At 60.8% G+C, this 23,588-nt stretch carries 18 protein-coding genes and 1 tRNA gene; 9 read left to right on the top strand and 10 right to left on the bottom strand.

Annotated features, from left to right (window positions below; genetic code table 11):
- Positions 1 to 7: 7 nt before the first annotated feature.
- From RIG82_04955 to RIG82_04970, 4 genes are all read right to left on the bottom strand, one after another.
- Positions 8 to 5,233, bottom strand: a complete 5,226-nt coding sequence (locus RIG82_04955) for a filamentous hemagglutinin N-terminal domain-containing protein (GenBank protein MEQ9460280.1) — start codon at positions 5,231 to 5,233, stop codon at positions 8 to 10.
- A gap of 23 nt (positions 5,234 to 5,256) precedes the next feature.
- The gene (locus tag RIG82_04960; protein ID MEQ9460281.1) at positions 5,257 to 7,128 is read right to left on the bottom strand and encodes a ShlB/FhaC/HecB family hemolysin secretion/activation protein; all 1,872 of its coding nucleotides are present in this window, start codon (positions 7,126 to 7,128) and stop codon (positions 5,257 to 5,259) included.
- Positions 7,129 to 7,286: 158 nt separating this feature from the next.
- Positions 7,287 to 8,114, bottom strand: a complete 828-nt coding sequence (locus RIG82_04965; protein MEQ9460282.1) for a sugar phosphate isomerase/epimerase family protein — start codon at positions 8,112 to 8,114, stop codon at positions 7,287 to 7,289.
- A complete protein-coding gene (locus RIG82_04970) occupies positions 8,111 to 9,397 on the bottom strand; it encodes a SpoIIE family protein phosphatase (GenBank protein ID MEQ9460283.1) in 1,287 nt (428 codons plus the stop codon). Before RIG82_04970 ends, RIG82_04965 begins: the two co-directional genes overlap by 4 nt.
- Before the next feature lie 68 nt (positions 9,398 to 9,465).
- Here RIG82_04970 and RIG82_04975 point away from each other — a divergent pair.
- Positions 9,466 to 9,549, top strand: a tRNA-Leu gene (locus tag RIG82_04975).
- 42 nt (positions 9,550 to 9,591) lie between these two features.
- Positions 9,592 to 10,761, top strand: a complete 1,170-nt coding sequence (lpxB, locus tag RIG82_04980; protein ID MEQ9460284.1) for a lipid-A-disaccharide synthase — start codon at positions 9,592 to 9,594, stop codon at positions 10,759 to 10,761.
- Positions 10,762 to 10,903: 142 nt separating this feature from the next.
- On the opposite strand, the gene RIG82_04985 is transcribed toward lpxB, so the two are convergent.
- From RIG82_04985 to RIG82_04995, 3 genes are all read right to left on the bottom strand, one after another.
- On the bottom strand, positions 10,904 to 11,260 hold the full coding sequence (locus tag RIG82_04985; GenBank protein ID MEQ9460285.1) for a hypothetical protein: 357 nt from the start codon (positions 11,258 to 11,260) through the stop codon (positions 10,904 to 10,906).
- A gap of 168 nt (positions 11,261 to 11,428) precedes the next feature.
- The gene (fusA, locus tag RIG82_04990) at positions 11,429 to 13,507 is read right to left on the bottom strand and encodes an elongation factor G (protein ID MEQ9460286.1); all 2,079 of its coding nucleotides are present in this window, start codon (positions 13,505 to 13,507) and stop codon (positions 11,429 to 11,431) included.
- A 158-nt stretch (positions 13,508 to 13,665) separates the two neighbouring features.
- Positions 13,666 to 14,367, bottom strand: coding sequence for a glycosyltransferase family 2 protein (locus RIG82_04995; protein ID MEQ9460287.1), 702 nt, complete (start codon positions 14,365 to 14,367; stop codon positions 13,666 to 13,668).
- Between the two features lie 273 nt (positions 14,368 to 14,640).
- On the opposite strand from RIG82_04995, the gene RIG82_05000 reads away from it, so the two are divergent.
- The 5 genes from RIG82_05000 to RIG82_05020 all read left to right on the top strand — a co-directional run bounded on the left by RIG82_05000 (position 14,641) and on the right by RIG82_05020 (position 19,070).
- Positions 14,641 to 15,132: a hypothetical protein gene (locus RIG82_05000; GenBank protein MEQ9460288.1), complete on the top strand. Its 492-nt coding sequence runs from the start codon at positions 14,641 to 14,643 to the stop codon at positions 15,130 to 15,132.
- 57 nt (positions 15,133 to 15,189) lie between these two features.
- On the top strand, positions 15,190 to 15,477 hold the full coding sequence (gene groES / locus RIG82_05005; GenBank protein ID MEQ9460289.1) for a co-chaperone GroES: 288 nt from the start codon (positions 15,190 to 15,192) through the stop codon (positions 15,475 to 15,477).
- A gap of 90 nt (positions 15,478 to 15,567) precedes the next feature.
- Positions 15,568 to 17,202: a chaperonin GroEL gene (groL, locus tag RIG82_05010; protein MEQ9460290.1), complete on the top strand. Its 1,635-nt coding sequence runs from the start codon at positions 15,568 to 15,570 to the stop codon at positions 17,200 to 17,202.
- A gap of 87 nt (positions 17,203 to 17,289) precedes the next feature.
- Complete coding sequence (locus RIG82_05015; GenBank protein ID MEQ9460291.1) at positions 17,290 to 18,435, top strand: SIR2 family protein; 1,146 nt, start codon at positions 17,290 to 17,292, stop codon at positions 18,433 to 18,435.
- A complete protein-coding gene (locus RIG82_05020; protein MEQ9460292.1) occupies positions 18,432 to 19,070 on the top strand; it encodes a class I SAM-dependent methyltransferase in 639 nt (212 codons plus the stop codon). The genes RIG82_05015 and RIG82_05020 overlap by 4 nt, the downstream gene beginning before the upstream one ends.
- 231 nt (positions 19,071 to 19,301) lie before the next feature.
- Here the strand turns inward: RIG82_05020 and RIG82_05025 are convergent, their stop codons facing one another.
- Together RIG82_05025 and RIG82_05030 are read right to left on the bottom strand one after the other, a co-directional pair.
- On the bottom strand, positions 19,302 to 19,664 hold the full coding sequence (locus RIG82_05025; GenBank protein MEQ9460293.1) for a hypothetical protein: 363 nt from the start codon (positions 19,662 to 19,664) through the stop codon (positions 19,302 to 19,304).
- Positions 19,665 to 20,036: 372 nt separating this feature from the next.
- Positions 20,037 to 20,435: a hypothetical protein gene (locus tag RIG82_05030; protein ID MEQ9460294.1), complete on the bottom strand. Its 399-nt coding sequence runs from the start codon at positions 20,433 to 20,435 to the stop codon at positions 20,037 to 20,039.
- 165 nt (positions 20,436 to 20,600) lie between these two features.
- Between RIG82_05030 and RIG82_05035 the strand changes: the two genes are divergently transcribed.
- The gene (locus RIG82_05035) at positions 20,601 to 21,140 is read left to right on the top strand and encodes a DoxX family protein (GenBank protein MEQ9460295.1); all 540 of its coding nucleotides are present in this window, start codon (positions 20,601 to 20,603) and stop codon (positions 21,138 to 21,140) included.
- 236 nt (positions 21,141 to 21,376) lie between these two features.
- On the opposite strand, the gene RIG82_05040 is transcribed toward RIG82_05035, so the two are convergent.
- Entirely contained in the window at positions 21,377 to 22,570 is a 1,194-nt protein-coding gene (locus tag RIG82_05040; protein ID MEQ9460296.1) for an endonuclease/exonuclease/phosphatase family protein, read from the bottom strand.
- A 322-nt stretch (positions 22,571 to 22,892) separates the two neighbouring features.
- Here RIG82_05040 and RIG82_05045 point away from each other — a divergent pair, with 322 nt between their 5' ends.
- Positions 22,893 to 23,570 carry a lamin tail domain-containing protein gene (locus tag RIG82_05045; GenBank protein MEQ9460297.1) on the top strand — a complete coding sequence of 226 codons (678 nt, stop codon included), beginning with the start codon at positions 22,893 to 22,895 and terminating at the stop codon, positions 23,568 to 23,570.
- Positions 23,571 to 23,588 lie beyond the last annotated feature (18 nt).

Below are 23,588 nucleotides of genomic sequence, written 5' to 3' on the forward strand. Positions count from 1 at the left end.
AGGGAGTTTACCCTCTCACACCCATCATCCCCGTCGGGGCGTCATCGATGAGGCGATCCACGATCCGCTCGGCGGCGAGTTGGAGCAGGTCGTCAAGGTCATCGGGGGTGATCTGAGGCTCGGAGTTGTCGCGGGTGCGGAGGCGTTTTTTCTGCACCAGAGTCATGTGATTGGAGACATTTTTCTGAAGCTCGTAGACGAGGGTAAGGGTTGCGACAGGCTGGCCCTGGGCGTCCTGGCCGAGGTCGAGGTCCTCGATCATGCCCTGACAGAAGTATTCAAGGCCCTGGGCGATGAGGGATCGGATCTCCTGATCGGAGATCTCCTCACTGACGCCAGACGTGCGCTGCCCGCGGGCGCGGAGGCCTTGCTCGATGTAGAAGGCGAGGCGATCACCCCACTGCTCGGTGAGTTCGCGGAGCAGTTCGTGTTCGTCGAGCCAGCCGTCGCGTTCGGCGAACTCGCCGACGACCCAGAGAGGCTCGGCGACTTCGATGCCCTGGCCCTCGGGGCCTTCTTCGCCGGAGAGCTGTGGAATGTCTTCGGCGAGATCGAGGGGCTGGTCCACGCTGATGTTGCCCGAACCGGAGATGCGGGCGTTGGGGTTGGTGGTGCGGACATCGACACCGCCGGTGGTGTTGAGTTCAGCGGTCTGGAGAACGCCTTCGGGGTCGCCGATGCTGATGGTCGAGTCGGCGTTGATGGTCAACTGACGGGTCGCCATCTGCACGCGCTGGCCGGACCCGCCGACGCTGGTGGCAGTGATGCTGGTTGATCCGGCGCGGATGTCGATTCCGGAGTCGGCGTCATTGATCCCGCCCTGGACGTTGAGGTTCACGCTGCCGGTGCCGGCGTTGAGGTTGAGGCTGCCGAGGTTGCCGGACTGGCTGAGGTTCTGCCCGCCAGCGGTGGTGGTAACGGTCATCGAGTTAACGGCGGTGTTGATCGGGGCACCTGTGCTGCCGACGCTTTGAGCGTTCATCGTGGTGGAAGGGGCGACGATCTGCTGGACCGGCACGCCAGCGGCCTGAGTGATCGAGCCCTGGAAGGCGTTGAGGTTGACGCCTTCGGATGCCTGCATGCGGCCGACCTGGATACCCCCCTGCTGGGCGGTGAAGTCGATATCGCTGTTGGCGGTGACATCGAGGGCGATGATCTCGCCGGTGGATTCGAGGAAGATGTCGCCGGAGGTGGTGTAGATGTACTCGACGGTGAGGCCGCCGACATCCATGAGGCTGACCTTGCCGGGCTGGGTCACCGTGACGTCGAGGTAGGCGACTTCGATATCGAGGGCGTCGTAAGGCGAGTTCTCGATCTCGACGGGGTCACGTCCGATCTCTCCGCCGGAGACCATCTTCAGGCGTCCATCGGTGCGGAGTTTGACGGACATATCATTGGCCATCTCGTCGATCGTCGAGCCGGAATAGAGGGTCAGGTCCATGGCTTTGCCGGCCAAGTCAACGCTACCGATGTGCATGGGCCCAGATTCCATCGAGCCGATGAGCACTTCTGAGGCGCTCTTGATGGTGTTGATCTCGGTTTGGTCGATGTGGAAGCCGTTGGTCGTTTCGGCGTCGGCGGATGACACGGGCATCTCGCCGACGGTCATGGTCTGGCCTTCCCAAGGCATCATGGCGACCGTGCCTTGCCCGGCGTAGATCTGCGACTCGGTGTCGATGTCGAGGTCGTGGGCCTGGAGCATCACGTCGGCGCTGTTGGCCGTGGTGTCGATGACGGCGCTGCCGCTGATGCTGATCGTGCCATCGGAGGTCAGGTAGACGGTGTTGTCGCCGGTGGCCGAGACCAGGGCGTTGACCTGCATGGACCCGAGAGTATCGATATCGACCGTGGAACCGGACCAGGTGCCGGACTGGTGGATGTCGAGGTCGCTGACGAGTCGCAGGGTCTGAGCTGCGGTAAAGGCCAGGGAGAGTTGTCCGTTGCTGCCTGCGGTCTGGAGGTAGGCGTCGCCGGAGGTCGTCGATCCGCTAAGCAAGTCAGCCGTGACAATGACCGGGGCGTCGATCAGACCGATCGACGCGGCCTGGAGGTTCATGGTTGTGCCAGCGGTGAAGAACGAGTCGCGGATGTAGCCCGCCGCCTCAGCGGTGAGGGAGGTGCCCGCCGTCGCGGTCACGCCAACGATGTTCCCGCCACTAATGAGATGGACCTGTTCGTTCCCGTCAAGGATCGAGTCGAGGATGTCCCCACCAGCGGTCAGGGTTGCTCGGGGGACGTTCACGCTGACATTGGAGATCGACCCTGTGGCCGTGAGCACGGCGGCCTTGGTGGTGGAATCGAAGCTGAATCCGGAAATGTCGCCTGTAACGGAGAGCTGTCCCTCGCCGCCGTTCTGATTCACACCATTGAAGTTGAACTGCGAGACCTGGGTCTGGAGCGGGGTAACGATGTTCGTGGCCGACACGGTCGCGACATTGCCGATCAGGTCGAGTTCGATATCGAGGTCAAGGATTTCGCCAGCGTTTTCGAAGGTGATGTCGGAGTCGCCCGCGTCGAGGAGGAGTGAAGTCACCGAGCGACCGTTGCTGATGTAGACCCCGCCGGTGGTGGTGACCGCCTCGATCGCTGAAAGGTCGGTGGCAATCGGGTTGGTGGCTGTACCGATGCCGGTCTGGGCGACGATGCGCACGGCCCCGCCTCCGCCGATGTTCAGCAGCGAACCAGACGGGTCGGTCATCACATCCTGACCGGTGGTGAGAACAAGGAGCGTGCCCTCATCGGCGAAAATGTGTCCGAGGCTGATCCGCCAGCTCTCGCTGTCGCCAATATGGAGTTCGGCCGCGTCGATCTGAGTGAGGAGTGAATCGTTGAGATTCAGTCCGCTGCCGGGCAGGATGTTGTTGATCGCGATCTCGGTACCGGCGAAGGGCAGAAGTTCGACGACGCCGGCCGTGATGGAACTACCGAGCGTTGCCGCGTCCGCTTCCAGCAAGGCGGTGATGTAATCGATGCTGTTGGACTGGATGCGGATCAGGTCGGTCGACTCAGAACCGATCGAGCCATCGAGAAACAGAGTAAAGCTCCCGGTCGTGAAGTCGATGCTCTCGGCGACCACATCGCCGAAGACCTGAATGAAGTTCTCGGCACTGAGTGACAGGCTCTGGCCGGCGGCGTCAAGCCCGCCCCCCGGCGTGATGATGATGCTCTCGCCAAGGACACTGGACGGGCCCGTTCCTGTGAGCGTGATGGCGTTGCTGATGGTGATCAGCGGTGCGTTGAAGCTGTGTCGCGTGAGTTCGAGCGAAGCTGCGCTGATACTCTCGTTGACATTGATGAGCTGGGTCGCCTGGACCCGGAGCGTACCGTCGCCAAGATCGATCGAGGATGGTGTATCGAGGAAGTTGATCTGCTGACCGACCAGCAGCAGGTCGGTGCCCGCAGCGAGCCCCAGCGACCCATCGGTGATCGTGCCGACGGTGATGTTCTGATCGAACTGGACTGTTTCCAGAGTACCGGCCCGGACGGCACCCAGAGCATCGAGACCGAAGACAGTCGAGGGTGATCCGACGGTGGCGTTGTCACCCAAGACCAGGTGACGGGGGGCCTCGTTGTTATCGAAGAGAACGACAAAGCCGTCGCCTGCATCAACCAGGGCACCGGGCGCGATGTTGTAAGCGTTGGCCCCGAGGACGATTTCAGTTCCGCCAGCGCTCAGGACACCCGCATTGGTCATCGTCAGCGTTGGGGTCTGGAGATTGATGGACCCGTTGATGCTGCTGACCGCTTGCCGGACAGTTAGGGTTCCGCCTGCATCGAGCCAGATGTCACTTTCACCGGTCATCATCGCCCTGATATCGAGGGCGGTGTCTGAGTTGATGTCGATGACGCCCGAGGAGCTGATCGCCCTGCGGATCGTGGCACCCTCGACGTTCAGCACGACATCACCGGCGGTGATGGCTGGCGGCCCGGCGAAATCGCTGAAAGTCAACGTGACCTGGCCGTCAGAGGTGGGGCCTAAGGTGTTGATGCTGCCGACAGGGCTTGGCCCAAGGTTCTCTCCCTGAGCCGTGAAGTCCCCACCAGCCGTGGTCACGGCCCCGAAGATGGCCACGACGTCGTTTGCGTTGATGACGACATCCCCGCCAGCGACGGTCAGGGGCTGGCTGAGCTCGAAGTTGGTGGCCGATTCGACCATCAGAGAAGCAGCCTGCGTAGCGGCATCGATCTTGACGCCAGTGCCGGTGGTGTTGGTCTGCGAAAGCTCCACATGACCGCTGGCGGTGAATGGCGAAGCGATTCTGATCTGGGCTCCAGCGGTGATGCTGGCATCGCCAGTGATGATCCCGGGGGTACCGACAGTGCTCTGATCGCTCGTGATATCGATGGAACCGTTCCCCGCGCTCGAGATGGTCAAGATGCCGCCTTGGTCTCCATCACGGGCTTCGATCGAGCCGTTGACCGTGACGAGCCCGGCACCGGCTTCGAGGCTGATGTCCTTGCCCTTGACGGTGCCCTGCTGGCGGATGGCCAAGGCGTAGATGTCACCCGCGCCGAGGCGGACCTGACCGCCCTGGGCGTCGAGCGTGCCCTCGTTGATGACACCGGCTTCCTCGCCAAGTAGCCCGCTGGCATCGACCTTGGCGGAGACCACCCCGCCGATGCGCGTGATGTAGACGCTGTCGCCTGCAGCGAGGGTGATCGAACCCTGAGGCGCGATGATGGTGCCGAGGTTCTCGACACGATGACCGAGCAAGCTGACCGCATCGGCCTGGATCATGCCCTGCTGGTTCACAACGCCGGTGAGCTGGGTAAAGCGATCGGTCCCACTGAGGAAGTCGCCATTGCTCATCGCGCCGGCGGCGGCGTGCAACTCGGCGACGTTCACCACCGCCTGATTACCGAAGAAGATGCCCGCGGGGTTGAGGATGTACACCCTGCCGTTGCCGAACAGGTTGCCGTCGATGCGGGTGGGGTCCACGCTGTTGACCCGGTTGAGCACACGCGACTGCGCGTTGGGCTGGATGAACTGCACGGTCTCGTTGGCGGCAATGTTGAACTGGCTGTAGTTGATGATGCTGTTGTTGCTGGCAGTGATCTGTGTGGTCGTGCCCTGCTGGGAGATCGAGACCTCACCCGCCGCGATGTTCTGGACCTGAGGCGCAGCGACAGCGGAGGTGGCTGCGGACCCGGCGAGGACCGCCGCAGCCAGGGTCGGAACCCTGCGGGTGACGTAGTGCCAGAGCAATGCTTCAGAGAGATATGGACGCGCCATGATGCCAGTCCTTCGTGCGGGGGCTAGTAGACCAGGCCAGCCTGGATGTGAAAGCGGTTGCTGCCCGCGGTGTACCCGCCACCTTCGAGGTCTTTGAGGCCGATGCCCCAGTCAATCCGCACCTGTAAAGTTTGCTTCACAGATATCTCTACGCCAACTCCAGTACCAATTAGCAGCTCATCATTCTCAAATCCGAGACGATCCGCGTTATAAGCCTTTCCGGCGTCAAAAAACCCCTTAAATACCAGGTCCCAATCGGGATACCCGTAAACCTGGGGGGCTGAAACACGAAACGGCTGGCCGATCATGGGAAGCTGGGCAGGCACGGCAGACACGGGAAGAAGGCGTGGGACGTGCAGCCGGTACTCGGCGGACCCAAAGATCGCGGTGTCGCCGGTCGCTGCGGATTCCGGATACCCCCGAACCGTATAAAAACCGCCCAAGGTCATCTGCTGCTGGGGAATCAGCCGCTTGTCAAAGGAGTGCTGGCCTTCAAAACGCAAGGCGATCTCATGGGCCAGCGTGGAGGTCTCGGGGGTGGTTGGGTCTTCCCAGGCCGCACGGTCGAACAGCGGTTCGAGGTAGAAGCTGAAAAAACCGCTCCAGCGGAGAATCTCGAACTCCGCATCGGCGCCCGCACGCCCGAGGTCGCTGACGTTGTCGGTGGTGGCGGTGGTCGCGTTCCAGAGCAGGCTGACCTGCCCGAAGAGTGATTCGGTCTGGCGCGCCCGCTGGGCTCGGACGCCGATCTCAGGAAGGATAAAGACCTCCTCACCCTTGAGTGTTGACACACCCGTGACGTTCTCGGTTTGCAGGTACTGCGGGCTGAGCCCGGCGAAGGCGTCGATGAAAAAGTCACCATCCTGATAGACCTGCCGTGATACCTCGCCAGCGAGAATGACGCTCTCGCCGGAGAAGTTCGAGGCAAGCACACCGACCTCCGAAGCGTCGTACTGGCTGTAGGTCGCCGAGAGCCGGTAACGCCAGAGCCCGCCACGCTCAAACGGCGCTTCGTACATCACGCTGCCGGTGTGGCTCTGATCGAACGCCGTGGTCGAGTAGCTCAGCGAGAGCACATCATCACGCCCGGTGAGTTGGGTGTTGGTGTACCCAAAGGTCTCGCGCCAGTCGCGGGTCTGAGGCGTTCCGTTGTTGGTGATCTGTGCGTACACCCGCCAGGGCTTGCTCTCTGAGATGAGGTATTCAAGTTCGACGCCGGGCTCGCCCTCTTCGTCTTCGATCGCGGCGACCGCAACGTCGATCCGTCGGCCGGGCACTCTGTTGAGTCGGAAAGCGTAATCCTCGATCTGTCGGAGCCAGAGCAGGTCATCGCGGGGTCCTGTTCCGTCCCACGGTCGGACCGGCGCTCGCTCGGGAATCCAGTCCTGCCGAGGCAGTTGCTCCTGCCGGTTTTCGCCGGAGTCATCGGTTGTGATCGTCAGCGTCGAAGACACCACGCTGGTGTTGACCACCATGGTCAAACCGTCATCGCCCGATAGCCGGAGATCCTCGCCAAAGACATCGATCTGCTCGGGATCGGGCGCGACGTAGACGCCAACCAGGCCAATATCGTTGAGCGTCTGAGCGATCGACCGGCTGATCATGAGGATCGCGGAAGCGTGAAACGATCGCGTGCCCTTCTCGCCGATGGAACCGAGCCGGAAAACTTCCACCGGCCCATCGGGACGCTCGGCGATATAGCCGGTGTCGGTCGGCGTCAGGCGCACCATCGCGTCCATGACTGGATCAAGCAAGGGGTGTCGGGGGTGGTCTTCGGCGTAACGCAACTGAAGCAAGCCAAGCGGAAAAACCGGGCCGTCCGCAGGCGAGGCGGCGACCTTAACCGGATCAGCCGTTACTTCATCCCCTTGCTGAGCGATCGCAGGAACCGCCAAGCAAAACACGATTAACCCCACCATGAGGCGCATCAACCAGTCCCTTCGATTCACAGCACGCCCCTTGCGGCAGGACCCAAAAACCAAGCGATTCAGACCCGCGGTGTCGGCCACAACACCGCTAGCCAAACGGGCTTACATCATATCAAGCCTCTGGCCTAGCCAACAGATGATCCCGAAAGACCCAGCAATTTTCGCACGCCAGCGCCACCGCCTGTCTGAACTCGCTTGGCCAACTCTGACTCCGAAGGGAAAACCTCGACGGCCAGCGGGATTTCTGGCAGGTCGGGGGTGTGCGCAGCGATCTTGGACCAATCAAGAGAGCCTTCTCCCGGCCACTGGTGGTTGTCGAGAGAGCCCCGGTTGTCGTGAACGTGCATGGCAGAGATCCCGCCGGACATCATCAGGGTGATCTGCTGACCGGGATCATCCGCCATGTTGGCGTGTCCGGTGTCGAGGATGAGCCCGAACCACTCGCTCTGAACCTCTTGCAGCACATCAAGCAGGTCACCGGCGTGCCCGCCTAAGGGATAACTCGGCGGGAGATTCTCAAGCAGAAAACGCACGCCAAGATCACGGGCGGAGTCCTCGAGATCACCCAGAAAGTCGATCAGCCGCTTCTGCCGCTCGAGTGAGCCTGTCACGGTCCCGCCAGCCGAGGGGTGCAGAACCACAAAAGCTCCGCCAAGGGCCACGACGTACTCAGCGTCCTCCATCGCGACCTGGCGCGTGAGATCGCGGACGGCACGGTGAGGGGAGGAAGGATCGAGGTGCGACCCGAAGCGGCCGTGCAGCGAATCGATACGCAAGCCAGCGTTCTCGGTTTTGCTACGCAACTCGGAGGCGGGCGGATCGGCCTCTGGATGCCGCTGAACCTGAACCGATCGACACCCCATCTCCTGGTAGAGCGGCAATAAACCCTCGCCCGTGAACTCGCTGTAACCAAACGGCACCACCGCGGAAAGGTAAGCGCCTTCCCCGTTCACGACGCCACCTCGCCATCGGCCCGACGCCTCACCAGCAGCACGGTCATGTCGTCGTTCTGCGGAGCCCCTTCGGCATAAGCTGCTACATCCTCGCGGATCGCAGCGAGCATACCCGGGCAGCCTGTCGAGACCCCGCGTTTGATCGCCGCTTCGGTGCGATCGGTACCGAACTGACGCCCGTTGGTGTGCTGAAACTCGAAGACACCATCGCTGATGACCGCCAGAACATCACCCGGCGCCATCTCGATCGCCGAGCGCGCATCCAGTTCGATCTCTTCGAGGATCCCCAGCGGGAACGTCGTCGCATCGTGCCGGGTGAAGCTCCCGTCAGCCGCGTGGTAGTGGAGAATCGGTGCCTGACCCGGTGCGTGATACCGGACCTCGTGAAGACTCGGGTCCAGGACCGCAAAAAACGCCGTCACAAACCGGCCATCGGGCAGGTCTTCCATCACCTGAGCATTGATTTCCCGGACCAGTGTGTCCATGTTCGCTTCAAGCCGAAGCGCGAGGCGGAGCATGCTCCGGACCTGCGTCACGCTGAGCGCCGGCCCGATGCCGTGACCGGTCGCGTCGCCCAGCAGCAGAGCCACCCGCTGGCGCGGCAGCTCAGCGACATCGTAGACGTCCCCACCGGTCTGCTCTGCGGGCTGACTCCAGCCCAGCAACTCATACCCCTCGGGCTGCGGCACGACCTCCGGGAGCGTCCCCTTCTGGATCAGGCTGGCGATGTCGAGATCGCGCTCGAGTTTCTGGCGAACCAGCCGGTCCTCGATCAGCATGGCCCGCTGGACCGCCGCAGCGCACTGCGTCGAGAGCACGCCAGCCAACTCCTCATCCTGAGCCCCAAAGGGACCGCCGGCTTTATTGAGCACCTGGAGGACGCCAACTGGGACATCGCCATCGCCGATCAGCGGGACCGTCAGCAGCGTATGGGTCCGGTAGTTGGTCGCCTTATCGATGTCCTGATTGAAGCGCGGGTCGCTGTAGCAGTCCGGGACATTCACGATCTCCCGCTCCCGAAGCGAAAACCCTGCGATGCCGTGCTCAACCGAGAACCGGATCTCATCGGCTCCCGTGGCGACTCGGGCGTAGAGCTCACGGGTCGATTCGTCGTACAGGAAGACCGTCGCGCGGTCTGCCCTGAGCACCGCGCAAGCCACGTCCACGACCTTGCGCAGGACGGTATCGAGGTCAATCGGCAGCAGCAGCTGGCGCGTGACGTCCAGAACCTGCCACAAAGGCGACGCTCGCAGACTCGAATCTGGTGAGTGCCCATCAGCCATGGTCACAAGCCATGGTACGGCATCGGCCCCAGCCCGTCGCACGAGCGATCAGTTACAATCCCCCCCAAGCCGGAGTGGCGGAACTGGCAGACGCAGCGGATTCAAAATCCGCCGGTGGCAACACCTTGTGGGTTCGAGTCCCACCTCCGGCATTCAGTTCCCTCCCTGCCCGACGCCGGGCCACCAGGAACAGCATGCCTGGATCGCCTGTCATCCTCCTGACCGCCTTCGAGCCCTCCGGCGACGTTCTGGGTGCGAGCCTCGTCAAAGCCCTGCGCCAACGGCATCCCGATGCTCGCTGCCTGGCCTATGGCGGCCCGCGACTTGCCGCCGCCGGTGCCGAGATCGTCGAGCAGACCACCGACGACCCGGCGATGCTCCTCGATGCCGCTCGGAAAGTGGTCGATCACTCCCGGCGGCTCCAGCGGATCAAGGCGTTCCTCGAAGCCAATCATGTCGATGCGGTCATCCCGATCGACTCGCCCGCAGCGAACTGGTCGGTCTGCCAGGCAACCCGAAAAATCCGACCCGAGGCAAAGATTATCCATCTGGTCGCGCCTCAACTCTGGGCCTGGGGACGCTGGCGGATCCGCAAACTCCGACGACTGACGGATCGAGTGCTCTGCCTGTTGCCCTTCGAGCCCGACTGGTTCCAGGCGCGTGGCGTGCCCGCGACGTATGTCGGCCACCCGCTCTTTGATCGCCTCAGAGACCGAGAACCCGAATCGAACCCGCTGCCCGCTCTGAGTGATCGCGTGGGCAAGCGGCTCGCGCTGCTACCCGGATCACGCTCCTCAGAGGTCATTTTCAACTGGCCGACCATGGCACGCGTCGCCTCGATGCTTCGTGAGCGTCATCCTGACCTGATCGTCGCGATCCCGGCCAGCGACGAACGGCGTGCCGAGCAGATCCGCCAACACCCGGCGACCGCAGAACTCACTGGCCAGTCCGAGATCCTGCTGGATGCCACCCCCGAAGTGCTCGATTGGGCCGACGCCGCCCTCGTGGTCTCCGGCACCGCCACGCTGGAAGCACTCGGCCACAACACGCCAACGGTCGTGCTCTACAACGTCCGTTATCTGACTTGGCTGATCCTCGGGCGGACCATGATGAACACGAGAACCTATGCCTTACCCAACCTGATCTCCGAGTGGATCGGGGAGGGCCGGGTCGTCACCGAGTTCATCCCACACTTCGGTAAACCAGAGCCAGTCGCCGACGCCGTGGACCGGCTTCTATCAGACCCCCAGGCCGTTGCCCAACAACGCTCGCTCTACGCCAAGACCCAAAACGCCTTCGGCGACCAGCGCTTCCGCGATCTCGCCGCCGACGCCGTGCTCGAAACCCTCGCTGAACAAGCCTGAAGCGGGTTTTCTGCCCTCCCCATCACCACAATGCGCGCAAAAAAAGGCGGCCTCGAAAGGCCGCCGGGCATCGTCTGATGAGTCTATCTGTGCATTATCTCCTCGCCGGAACGAGGGTGACCAGGCAGATTCTCGGGCGTAATCAGAGGATCGGGGCGACGGGAGCCGACGCGGATCGACGCCGAGCCTTCTTCTTGGTGGTCCGCTTCTTAGCGACCTTCTTCTTGGCCTTCTTCTTAGCGACCTTCTTCTTAGCCTTCTTCTTGGCTACCTTCTTCTTCGCGGTCTTCTTCTTGGCTACTTTCTTACGGGCGACTTTCTTCTTGGCCTTCTTCTTAGCAGTCCGCTTCTTCGCGGTCTTCTTCTTGGCGACCTTCTTCTTAGCTGCCCGCTTCTTGGTGGTCCGCTTCTTCGCGGCCTTCTTCACGACGCGCTTCGTAACCTTCTTTTTCGTGACCTTTTTCTTGGCCTTCTTTTTCGCTGCCTTTTTCTTCGCCATGGCTGATTTCCTTTCGTGCGGCTTCAAGACGATGCCGTTGCCAGTTCTTTCGTTCACACCCACGCGGTGCGAACACGCTTCAAACATCGGCCGCGATCACACAAACGCTTGAGCAATCCGTGTCGCGGCATGAAAAAAAATGATCAATCGTCCTCTCGATGAGCTGCATCAGTTGGCTTCAACCAGCTCAACCCGGCTCTGCTCAACCACTTTCTCCTGCACATGAGAAGGCATCGGGTCGTAGTGACTCATCGACATCGTGAAACTGCCCTGGCCCCCGGTCATGCTTCGCAGTTCACTCTGATAGCTGATGACTTCGGCCAATGGGACGGTCGCTGTGATGCGCATCAGCCCGGAACCCGCCATATCGGTCGCCGCAACACGCCCCCGCTTGCCCGAAAGATCACTCGTCACATCACCCATGTACTGCTCGGGCACCGTGACCTCGATCTCCACCAAGGGCTCGAGCAGAACCGGACCCGCTTTCGAGATCGCATCGGCAAAGGCTCGTTTCCCCGCCGTGATGAACGCGACTTCCTTTGAATCTACGGCGTGATGCTTGCCGTCATAAACACTGACCTTCATATCCTGCATCGGATAACCGGCAACAACCCCCTCGCTGAGCGCCTGCCTGATGCCCTTCTCGATCGCGGGCAGGAACTGATGGGGGATCGATCCGCCAAACGTCTCGTTGACGAACTCAAAGCCCGCCCCGCGATCAAGCGGTTCGACGCGCAAATACACCTCGCCGAACTGGCCGGCCCCGCCCGTCTGCTTCTTGTGCCGGTGATGCCCCTCGGCCTTGGTGCTGATGGTCTCCCGATACGCCACCCGCGGGACTTTCGTGTCCACCTCAACGTGGTACCGGTTCTTGAGCTCTTCAAGAACCACACGCAACTGCAGGTCGCCCAGCCCGTGGATCACGGTCTCGTGCGTGGTGGCATCCCGTGTGACCGTAAAAGTCGGGTCCTCCTCCTGGAGCTTGACCAACGCGTCAGCGATCTTCTGCTCGTCACCACGCTTCTTCGGGCTCACCGCCAGACTGGTCAGCGGCTCGGGGAAACGCAGCGGGCGCAGGCGAATCCGATCCTCATCGCGCGAGTCATGCAACACCGCATCGAAATGGATGTCCTCGACCTTCGCCACAGCGACCAGGTCGCCGGGGATCGCCTCATCGATCTCGACATGCTTGCTCCCCTGCACCCTCAGCAGGTGAGCGACCTTAAACGGCTTCTTACTCTCACCAGACTTCGAGTCGCCGATGAACAACTGGCTACGCGACGTCACGGTTCCCTGATGGACCCTGAACATGCAGATCTTGCCGACGAAAGAATCAATCCGCACCTGAAAAACGTGCGCTAGCACATGCTTGGATGGATCAGGGTCAGCGTGGACCTCATGCTCGGTGTCGCCACCCCGGATAAACGGCCTGGGATTGCCCTCCGCAGGGCTCGGGGCCAGTTTCTCGATGACCTCGACCAGTTGCTTAACGCCCACCGGGTTCTCGTGATCCTCATGCGGACGCGCCGCAACAAAGCAGACCGGGATCAGATGCCCTTCGCGGAGCGCTTCCTCGAAAGCCTCGTGCAACTGCTCGGGCTTCACATGCCCCTGCTCGAGATAGATCGCCATCAGGTCTTCGTCGATCTCCACCACCTGATCGATGATCGCCGTGTGAGCCTCAGACACCGATCCAAAATCGCTCTCGCCCTCGGTGTTGAAGAAGCAGTCGATGACCGCCTTACCGCTTTGAGATGGCAGGTTCACCGGCAGGCACTGCTTGCCAAACATCGCCCGAAGCTGCTCAAGCAGCTGCGGTAGGTTCGCTGCTGGGGCATCAATCTTGTTGACGATGATCATCCGGCAGAGCTTGCGCTCCTCCGCCATCGCCATCAGCCGTCGGGACAATGACCCCACACCCTCGGCCGCATCAACGACCAGCGCTGCCGTGTCCGCGGCAGGAAACGCACTGATCGCTTGCCCCATGAAGTCCGGTGAACCGGGCGTATCGATCAGATTCAGGTGCACGCCGTGATGATCCGCAGACACCAGCGTCGCAAACAAGCTATGCCCGTGAGCCTTCTCTTCATCCGTAAAATCACTGGCCGTATTGCCGTCCTGAACCGTCCCGGCACGACCGATCGCACCCGCAGAAAAGAGAATCGCCTCGGCAAGCGTGGTCTTGCCCGAGCCCTGTTGCCCCAGCAACACAAGGTTCCTGATGTCCGCTGTCGTGTAGGCGCTCATGCCCAACTCCTGATGTCATCGATTCAAAACGACATGATCATCAACGATCGACACAAAAAAAAATGATCGTTAAAGAATGAGTCTAGAGAGAGTGCGCCGCGAACGCTAGGGGTTATTGCACTGCGCACGCGAAAAAAATTCATCGCCGCGCAACGGCCTCAACCGCGTCGAAGGCTGTAGCGCACGATGCACACCAGCGCGATCACGCCATCCCACCACCCGATCTTCTTCCCAGCGCTGTACGAACGCGCGTCGTACGACACCGGGATTTCCACCACACGCACCCCCAGCTTCGCCAGCTTCGCCGTGATCTCGGGCTCAAAACCAAACCGATCTTCCTCGATGTCGATCGCCTTGAGCACCGACGTGCGAAACAGCTTGTAGCACGTCTCCATGTCCGTCAGACCAAGCCCAGTCAAGCAATTCGACGCCCACGTCAGCGTCCGATTGCCCATCGCGTGCCACCAGCCAAAAAATCCCGCGCCACCACCGGCCAGAAAACGAGACCCGTACACCACGTCCGCGCGACCTTCGAGAATCGGCTCAAGCAACCGCGCGTACTCGCTGGGGTCGTACTCTAGGTCCGCATCCTGAATGATCACGAAGTCGCCGGTCACCCGCGACAACCCCGTCCGGATCGCCGCCCCCTTGCCTCGGTTCACCGGATGACGATGCACCACACACCAACCCCGTGCCTCCAGATCATCGAGCACGCGCACCGAAAAATCCCCCGAGGCATCGTCCACCGCGATCACTTCACGCTCGACCTCCCCCAACTCAACCGCCCAGACGCGCGCGATCAACTCGCGCACCGTCTCCTCCTCATTGAACACCGGAATGATCACGCTCAGCTTGGGCAACGATCCCTACCTCTCGACGGACCCCAGCCGATCATCCCCGCCCCGCCGCCCCCGTCAACCGGTCCACCACCCGTCGCCACCCTCCATCCCGCACCCCCGCCGATCTGCCATTCCGACACCCCCGCCCTGCCCCCGCCACCTCACCCGGCAGACCTATCCTTATTAAGTGTGCCCCACACCAACCCTTGATATCACTCAAACTCATAAAAAATAAGCACTTACAATCCGACCGCCCCGCCGCTCGACTGGCACCGCCCTTGCATCCAGTCCCCCATGCTCGGTCCCCAGCCACAACACGGCCGCTTCAACGTCCTCCTCGCCGAAGATCCCCAACGGGTTGACGCCGACTGGGCCACCCCCCTCGGCCAACTCCTCGAACCCCAGGGCTTCGCGCCCTTCCATGCCAACTCCGGCCGCGACGCCCTCGACCTCGCCAACCAGCACCCCTTCCACGCCGCCCTCATCGACCTCGCCACCCCCCGCGAACCAGGTAAAAGACCCACAGGCGGAGCAGCCTCTCCCGAATCAGGCGGGCTCTGGCTCCTGGAAGTCCTCCACCGCATGCCCGAACCCCCACCCATCGTCGTCGTCAACAACCAGCGACTCGATGGCCCCGCATTCCAACGATACGTCGCCGCCGCCCTCCAGCTCGGCGCCTTCTCGGTCGTCAACTTCCCCATCCGCATCGAAACGCTCCTCGGCGTCATCCGCCGACTCGTCGATCGCCGCTACCAGGGCAACTGGCCCACCGAGAACAACAACTGACTTCAACCAACGTTTTTTCAATCCCAACAAGCACCCTTTTTCAATCGGAGAGTCCACATGAAAGTCCGTCCCCTAGGTGACAAGATCCTCGTCCAGCGCGTCGAAGCCGAAGAGAAGACCGCCTCCGGCATCTTCCTCCCCGAATCCGCCAAAGAAAAGCCCCAGCAGGCCAAAGTCATCCGCGTCGGCCCCGGCAAGGTCCTCGACAACGGCGACCGCTCCACCTTCCAGGTCAAAGAAGGCGACACCATCCTCCTCTCCAAATGGGGCGGAACCGAAATCAAGATCGACGGCGATGACTACCTCGTCATGGACGAGTCCGAAGTCCTTGCCATCGTCGAGTGAGCCCAAAACTAACGACCCGTTCGTGATACGAGCCCCGTGGCGCAAGCCCGGGGTGCACAAAACAGAAACCAACCTTAAGGAGCAACCATCATGGCTGCCAAGTCAATCAAGTTCGATAACGATGCCCGCGAGGCCATCCGTCGCGGCGTCGCCAAGCTCGCCCGCGCCGTCAAAGTCACCCTCGGCCCCTCAGGCCGCGTCGTGATCCTCGAAAAATCCTTCGGCTCACCCACCGTCACCAAGGACGGCGTCACCGTCGCCAAGGAAATCACCATCGAAGACCCCATCGAAAACATCGGGGCACAGATGGTCAAGGAAGTCGCATCCAAGGCCTCCAAGGACGCTGGCGACGGAACCACCACCGCCACCGTCTACGCCGAGTCCATCTTCACCGAAGGACTCAAGAACATCACCGCCGGCGCCAACGCCAACCAGATCAAGCGCGGCGTCGACAAGGCCGTCGCCGCCATCGTCGCCGAACTCGCCAAGGCCTCCAAGAAGGTCACCTCCTCAGAGGAGATCGCTCAGGTCGGCACCTGCTCGGCCAACCAGGACGCCAACATCGGCAAGATCATCGCCGAGGCCATGGACAAGGTCGGCAAGGACGGCGTGATCACCGTCGAAGAAGGCTCCTCACTCGAAACCACCGTCGACCTCGTCGAAGGCATGCAGTTCGATAAGGGCTACCTCAGCCCCCACTTCGTCACCGACCAGGCCCGCATGGAAGCCGGCCTCGAAGACGCCTACGTCCTCATCCACGAGAAGAAAATCTCCTCGGCCAAGGACCTCGTCCCCATCCTCGGCAAGGTCGCCGAGTCCGGCAAGGCCCTGCTCATCGTCGCCGAAGACATCGACGGCGAAGCCCTCGCCACCCTCGTCGTCAACAAACTCCGCGGCATCCTCAAGGTCGTCGCCGTCAAGGCCCCAGGCTTTGGCGACCGCCGCAAGGCCATGCTCGAAGACCTCGCCGTCCTCACAGGCGGCAAGGCCGTCATGGAAGAGCTCGGCATGGAACTCGAAAAACTCGAGCTCGCCGACCTCGGCCGCGCCAAGAAGATCGTCATCGATAAGGACAACACCACCATCATCGAAGGCGCCGGCAAAGGCTCCGACATCAAGGGCCGCATCGAGAACATCAAGCGCCAGATCGAGAACACCACCTCCGACTACGACGCCGAGAGACTCCAGGAACGCCTCGCCAAGCTCGCCGGCGGAGTCGCCCAGGTCAACGTCGGCGCCGCGACCGAGTCCGAGATGAAAGAGAAGAAGGCCCGCGTCGAAGACGCCCTCCACGCCTGCCGAGCCGCCGTCGAAGAAGGCGTCCTCCCAGGCGGCGGATCCGCCATCCTCCGTGCCCGCAAGGCCCTCGACAAGATCGAAGGTCTCGTCGGCGACGAAAAGGTCGGCGTCGAAATCATCCGTCGCGCCGTCGCCGCACCCATCAAGCAGATCGCCCAGAACGCCGGCTACGACGGCTCGGTCGTCTGCAAGAACGTCGAAGACGCCAAGGGCAAGAACGACGGCTTCAACGCCATCACCGGCGAATACACCGACCTCATCGCCGCCGGCGTCCTCGTCCCCGCCAAGGTCGAACGCGTCGCCCTCCAAAACGCCGCCTCCATCGCCGGCCTCCTCCTCACCACCGATGCCGTCATCACCGAAATCAAAGAAAAGAAGAAAGCCCACGCCGGCGGCGGCATGGACGATATGGATATGGATTACTAAAACATGCTTCCATCTTCCGGGACGACAACCTAAAATCACACGAGGCGGGACCCCGAGAGGGGTCCCGTTTCTCATTAGGAATGAGCAATGAAAAACTCGCTACCACATGGCCTTGGCCGGACATGTATAGTTCTGGGTGCAGGAGCAACCAGAGGATCATCGCTTGCTAAAGGTGGCGCATTTCCGCTACCCCCTCTTGACAGTGATTTCTTCACTCAAATACAGCGCATCAAAAACAGAAAATACCATATTTACATTAGTCGACTATTGAAGTACTGCTTTCTAGAGTTTGGGCCATCTTGGGAACTAAGTATGGAAGGATTTTTTAATCACCTTTGGTACTCAAAGACTTTTCTTGGGCGACGAAAGATCTGGATCGGGGATCGACGCAAGAGATCTGGGCCGCTTCCCGAAACTAGAAGTCGTAAATACAAATACGTTGATGATGTATTTAGACAAGTCTTTCTTGGCGTACTAGAAGAATCACTTTTTGGGGAACACTCGGGGAATGTTTTTGATCAATCATGTATTTATCACAACGCTTTAGCAAGAAGCTTAGATCCGGATGATTCCATTATCAGCTTCAACTACGACTGCGTAGCTGACGTTAGCTTAGCGAACTATTGTCAAAGATGGAATCCACAAAAATCATATGGTTTTCAGCCATACGAAGACGAGAATGTGGATTATTGGAGACGCAGAGGCACTAGAAACCTTTCAAGTCTTGTAAAACTTTATAAGTTGCATGGGTCAGTTAATTGGCAGCAAAAAGGCCAGTCTATTCGATTAACACAAAAACCGTATACTCGGATGAATTCTGACCGCGACTTCTTTATTGTACCGCCCGTGTTATCTAAAGAACTATGGATGAGTGATGAGCTGGAAAGCGTTTGGGGGCATGCAGCATCTTCTCTAGATAATGCCGCTTCTATAATTATCATAGGCTATTCTCTCCCAGAAGCAGATGCGTTAGCTACAGAGCTATTTCGCACACGTTCAAGGCGTGTCAACCGCCAAGATATTAAAAAACCCTCGCTGCGGTATTTAATTAGTGTAGATCCTATCAAAGCTATTAGAAAAAAGCATCGAGATATATTTCGATCTTCTCTATCCCAGCAAACACGCATACTTTCTTTTGATACATTGGAGGAGTTTTCTAAGTATCTTTTCAGTAAAGATCAGCAATTCCTGAATGATCTTGATCCGCCAACTAATTATTTAAAGATAACATGACGTCACCCTCCCCCTTCTTCAACCGCATCGCCCACAAGTACGACGCCTCCGTCAAAAAAGGCCCCAACTACGCCGCACGCATCCAGCGCTGCGCCCAGTGGCTCGGCCCCCACGCCAACGTCCTCGACGCCGGCTGCGCCTCCGCACACATCACCCTCGACCTCGCCCCCCACGTCGCCCACATCCACGGCGTCGACATCGCCCAGACCCTCATCCAACTCGCTCAACAACGCGCAGCCCAGCAACGCATCAACAACGCCCGCTTCTCCCGCGCCAGCATCGACGACCCCCAGTTCGACCACCTCGCCGGCACCTTTGACGCCGTGACCTGCTTCTCCCTCCTCCACCTCGTCGACGACCCCGCCGCCACCCTCCGCCGCTTCCACCACCTCCTCAAACCCAACGGACAGCTCATCCTCGAAGCCCCCTGCCTCGCCGACTTCTCCCTTCCCCTCCGCGCCCTGATCATCCCCCTCATGCAGTGGATCGGCAAGGCCCCGCCCCTGGTCTACTTCTCCGTCCCCCAACTCGAACAGATGACCCGCGACGCCGGCTTCGACCTCCTCGAATCCACCATCTACAACCCCAAGTCCAGCCAGCAAGCCCTCCACGCCCGCAAACCCGCCACCCCTTGACCGACTCGGGCCCTTCCTCCGGCGCAGCCGGGTGCCACAGGGTAGTTCGCCGAAGGCGAATACCCTGTGCCGCCACCCTCTCCCAAACCCATCCCTCGAAACCACCGCACCCTGCATAGCCTTGGCGAAGCAGGGCCAGCACACAACCCAAGCGCGACGCGAGCCGCGGACGCAAGACCGCGGGCAACTCAAATACCCCCGGACCAGCAGGCCCGGGGGCACGTCATCACATCACCTTGGATTCCCAAGCGCCATATACGCCGCCTTACCGAAGAACTCGGGCAGCAGCGCCAGCTGCACCCGACGCAGGTCCAGCACGTGCGCCTTGCCGACCGGGTCACGCACCAGCACATAAGGCAGCGCCACCCGGCTGACCCGATACGGATAACCCGAGTTCTGCGCGATCGTGGTCACCCGATGCACCAGGGATTCGCGATCGAATCCCCGCTCAACCTCGATCCAGTCGTCAGGCGTCAGATACTCAGTCACCCGGCTCACCGTGACGTACTGATGCACCGCAACGTCCTCCGGAGCCAACGCCCTGGCGATCGTCAACAACTCATTCTCTTGGATCAGTTCCGTTTCCATAGCCATGCCCCCCTTTCATCACGGGGCCTACCGACCAACACCACGACGCGTCGCCACCAGGCAACACGCCGAACGACCGCGCCACGATGGACGCCACGCCCTCCCCATCAACATGGAACGATGGCAGTCGCCAAACAGGAGGACCCTGCTCAGCCGGCGACGCAGCCCTCCGACCAGACCACGCCCCGCACGCCCGCCAGCGCTCCGAGGTATTCGAGTTGTCCAGTCATCTTCAGGGTCACGCATACGCCTTTCGCTAAGTGCGAACGAAGGAAGATACCGACTCAGAGATCAAGGTCAAGAGTTTTCCCAACAAAACAAAAGAAAAACCGCCCGGCGCTCACCGGGCGGTTACTCAGAAATATCAGTTCGTCTCTCTCACCGTACAGACTGAGGCAACGGAACCACCACCGACTCCGGATCAAGCTTGTTGAAACCGCCACCCAGCACCCCGAGGAACGGCACCAGAATGATGAAACCACCCACAAGGTCCAGAATACCCGTCGTCGAAATCGTCTGACGAACCTGAGCAGTGCCCACTCGATCACCAAGCTTGGCCATGACCACATGCGATGATCGCTTACTTAACTCAACCGCCGCCGTACCGGTTCCCACAACACGATTGTCCACCACAATCTCAGCCCGCGGATCAGACGCCGTGATCTCAATCATCTGCATATCAGAAACAAACAGAGAGCAACCCAGCGATTGCACCAGCAGCGAGGCAGTGATCGCCGAAGTAACGATCCGCGAAGCCCGGGGCTTGATCCTCATCATCGAAGTGTCTCCTTGAGTATGAGCCATGAGGTGCAACCTCCAGACGGCACCCACCGTGATGTTGTATCGCCCCAGCAGAACATCCGCGAATCAATCCCGAAGACCCCGCGCAACATCCCCTCCCCGCCCCCGACTCCCCTCCGTGATCCCCTCGGAGTGACCGCCATGAACTGGACCGCAACCCGACAAACCATGACCTCCGGCATCAACCTCAACGACCCCTTCGCCGACCTCGCCCTCACCGCCGTTCGACTCTATGCAGGATTGAGACTGGCGCTCGGTCCGGGGTGGGACAAGGTCCAGACGCCCTGGGGGTCACCGTGGGTCTACGCCGCGGTCGATCAGCTCGGGTTCCCTCTGCCAGGTTTGTTTGCGTTTGGGGTCGGGTGGATGGAGCTTCTAGGCGGGTTTCTGCTGGCTCTCGGGCTCTTCACCAGACCCGTCGCTGCCCTACTGACGATCCAGTTCGCCGTCGCCGCCTTCGGCCTGCTAACCAACAACCCACTCTTCGAGTTGACCTTAACCCAGTCGATGTTCTGGATGATGCTCACCTTCACCGCCCTGGGCGGCGGCACCCTCTCCCTCGACCACCTCCTCCGACCCGACACCCCCAAACCTCAAATCCACCCCCACACCAACCCGAATCCCAAAACCCATCCGACACCAAGCCCCACCCCAACCCTCCCCAAACCCGCCACCACCTGAACCACCCCGCTCCGGCAAACCCGGATGCCACAGGGTAGTTCGCCGAAGGCGAATACCCTGTGCCGCCACCCTCACCCAAACCCTTCCCTCAAAACCGCCGCACCCTGCATAGCCTTGGCGAAGCCCCGTGCGCACATTCGACCTACGTTTAACAGCGTTTAACACCACCTTGTGCGCTGCAAAAGACCTCTTTCGTGTCGTTTCATGACCCAAAACCGACCGATTCCAACCCGAAATCAGTACCCATGGACCTCGAGGTCCATCCACACCAGCCGATGGTCGGAAGTCTCGACAAGCCCTTCAAGCGGGTGACCCGCAGGCGGCCAGAACACCCCCGACCTCAAGACCCGCATCGTCTTCGACGGTAACACATAGTCAACACGCAAGTTACCGGGACCGCCGAAGTCCGCGGTGTCCTGCGCCGCCGGGCCCTCATGGGTCAGATTCGCCCCGCCCTCACGCTCCGCATCCACCACCGCCCCACGACTGGCAGGAACAGGCTCTGCTCTAACTCTCTGATGATTAAGGATTTGCGCAACAGCTTGATCCGTCGAATCCCCATCAAACGGATCGGCGTTCATATCCCCTAGCAGCACGAAATGGCTCCCGCGAGCAAGCCCGCCCACGCCACCCCGATCGTCAACGATGTAACTCGCTGCCTCACCTCCAGTTAGATAATCCTTCCAAAGCCTGATCTCGTCGTGATTCCGCCGCCCGTTCCGGTCCTCCGGCCCGTCAAACACAGGCGGCGTCGGATGACTCAGCAGCAGGTGAATCGTCCGCCCATCGATCATCACCGGCAGATCAACGTGATTCTTAGACGATAAACGCAGCTTGGACCATACGTTATCGGAATAATAATCCCCCGCTTCCGCCGTGTCCGGGTCGTCAGGCCGCAAACCCCCAGGCATGTCCGCCCACAAAAATCTCTGAAAAGTGCGCATGCGCACAACATCCAACGGATACCGCGACAGCACCACGAACCCGAAATGACCCGGGAACATCCCGAACCCCCACGCGTCTCGGGGCAGCGTGATCGCCCCATCACCATCAAGGTCGATGTCGGCCAGCTCGCCGGTGTTCACCGCGGGGAGGTAGACGTAGGGGTAATCGATGGGCAGCCGACCGTTCTGGGAAACGCCGAGGTATTGGTCTTGGAGAAGTTGGACCGCTTCGCCAGCAGGGTCGTGATCGACTTCCTGCAGCAGCACGATGTCGGGCCGGATGCGTTGGAGGATTTCCGCCGTGCGCCGGGCCGCAGGGTCGCGGCCGGTGGCGAGATCCTCGACGAGTTTTCCTTCGGGGGCGCGGCTCAGGGAGGTGTTGAAGGTGGCGACGCGGAATCGGGCGGGCTCTGCGATGGCGGGGGCGGCGATCAGGGCGGTGATCAGCAGGAGCCCCGTGATCGTTAAGTGTTTATTTTTACTCATGTTGACCACCCATATGGCGTCTTGATCGCCGTCGTGGCCGCCATCGTCGGCGGAGGTCAGGTACCTATATAGTTTACGCGGGACTCGGTGAAACGTTGAGGCGGGAGACCCGGTGATTCCGTGGACGGTTACGGCTCATGGTTTCCTAACCGTAAATGAACGGGATGAGGGTGGATTGAGTTCATGGATGCGGGTATTGTATGACGCTTGTGCGGGTTCGAGAGATGCTCAAGCCCGCCCACCGCTCTTGTGGGAGAGCGCCTGACCGCACGCGGTGTAGCCAGGTTTTTGGTTGAGAGTTCTATCTTGGAGGATTGAGAAGATGCGATTTGCGATGACTTTTGCTGCGGCCTCGTTGGCGATGACCGGTGCTGCTTCGGCGGACCTGATCATCTCGGAAGTGATTGATGCGACGCTTTCGGGTGGCAACCCGAAGTTTGTTGAGATCACCAACACGGGCAGCAGCTCGGTGACGTTCGCTTCGGGCGGCATCATCCTGCAGTCGAACGCCAGCACGGACCTGGACATCGACGTTGATCTGACCGGCGTTGAGATTGCTGCGGGCCAGTCGTATGTGATCCAGTCGTCGGCCAACGGCGGCCAGACGGTGTTCGAGGCGGTTTACGGCTTCGCCGCCGATCTTTACACACCAGCGTTTTTCAGCAACGGCGATGACCGCTACATCCTGAACCTCGACGGCGTTATTGTCGATATCCACGGCGAGATCGACACGGACGGCACGGGCACGGCGTGGGAGTACCTGGATGGTTATGCCTACCGCCTGCCGACGGCGATCACCGGCAATGGTGGCGTTTTTGACATCAGCGAATGGTTCCACTCGGGCGTGAACGGCCTTGAGGACCCCGGTTTTGATGATCAGGTGGAGACGGCGTTGATCCTGTCGCTGACGACCCCTGGCACACATGACTTCGTGCCCGAGCCGGCTTCGGCGGCTCTGCTGGCTCTGGGTGCCTTCGCGCTGACGCGTCGTTCGGCCTGATCGCGTGAGAATGAAGAG

This window comes from Phycisphaeraceae bacterium (assembly GCA_040222855.1).
GTDB lineage: Bacteria > Planctomycetota > Phycisphaerae > Phycisphaerales > Phycisphaeraceae > Mucisphaera.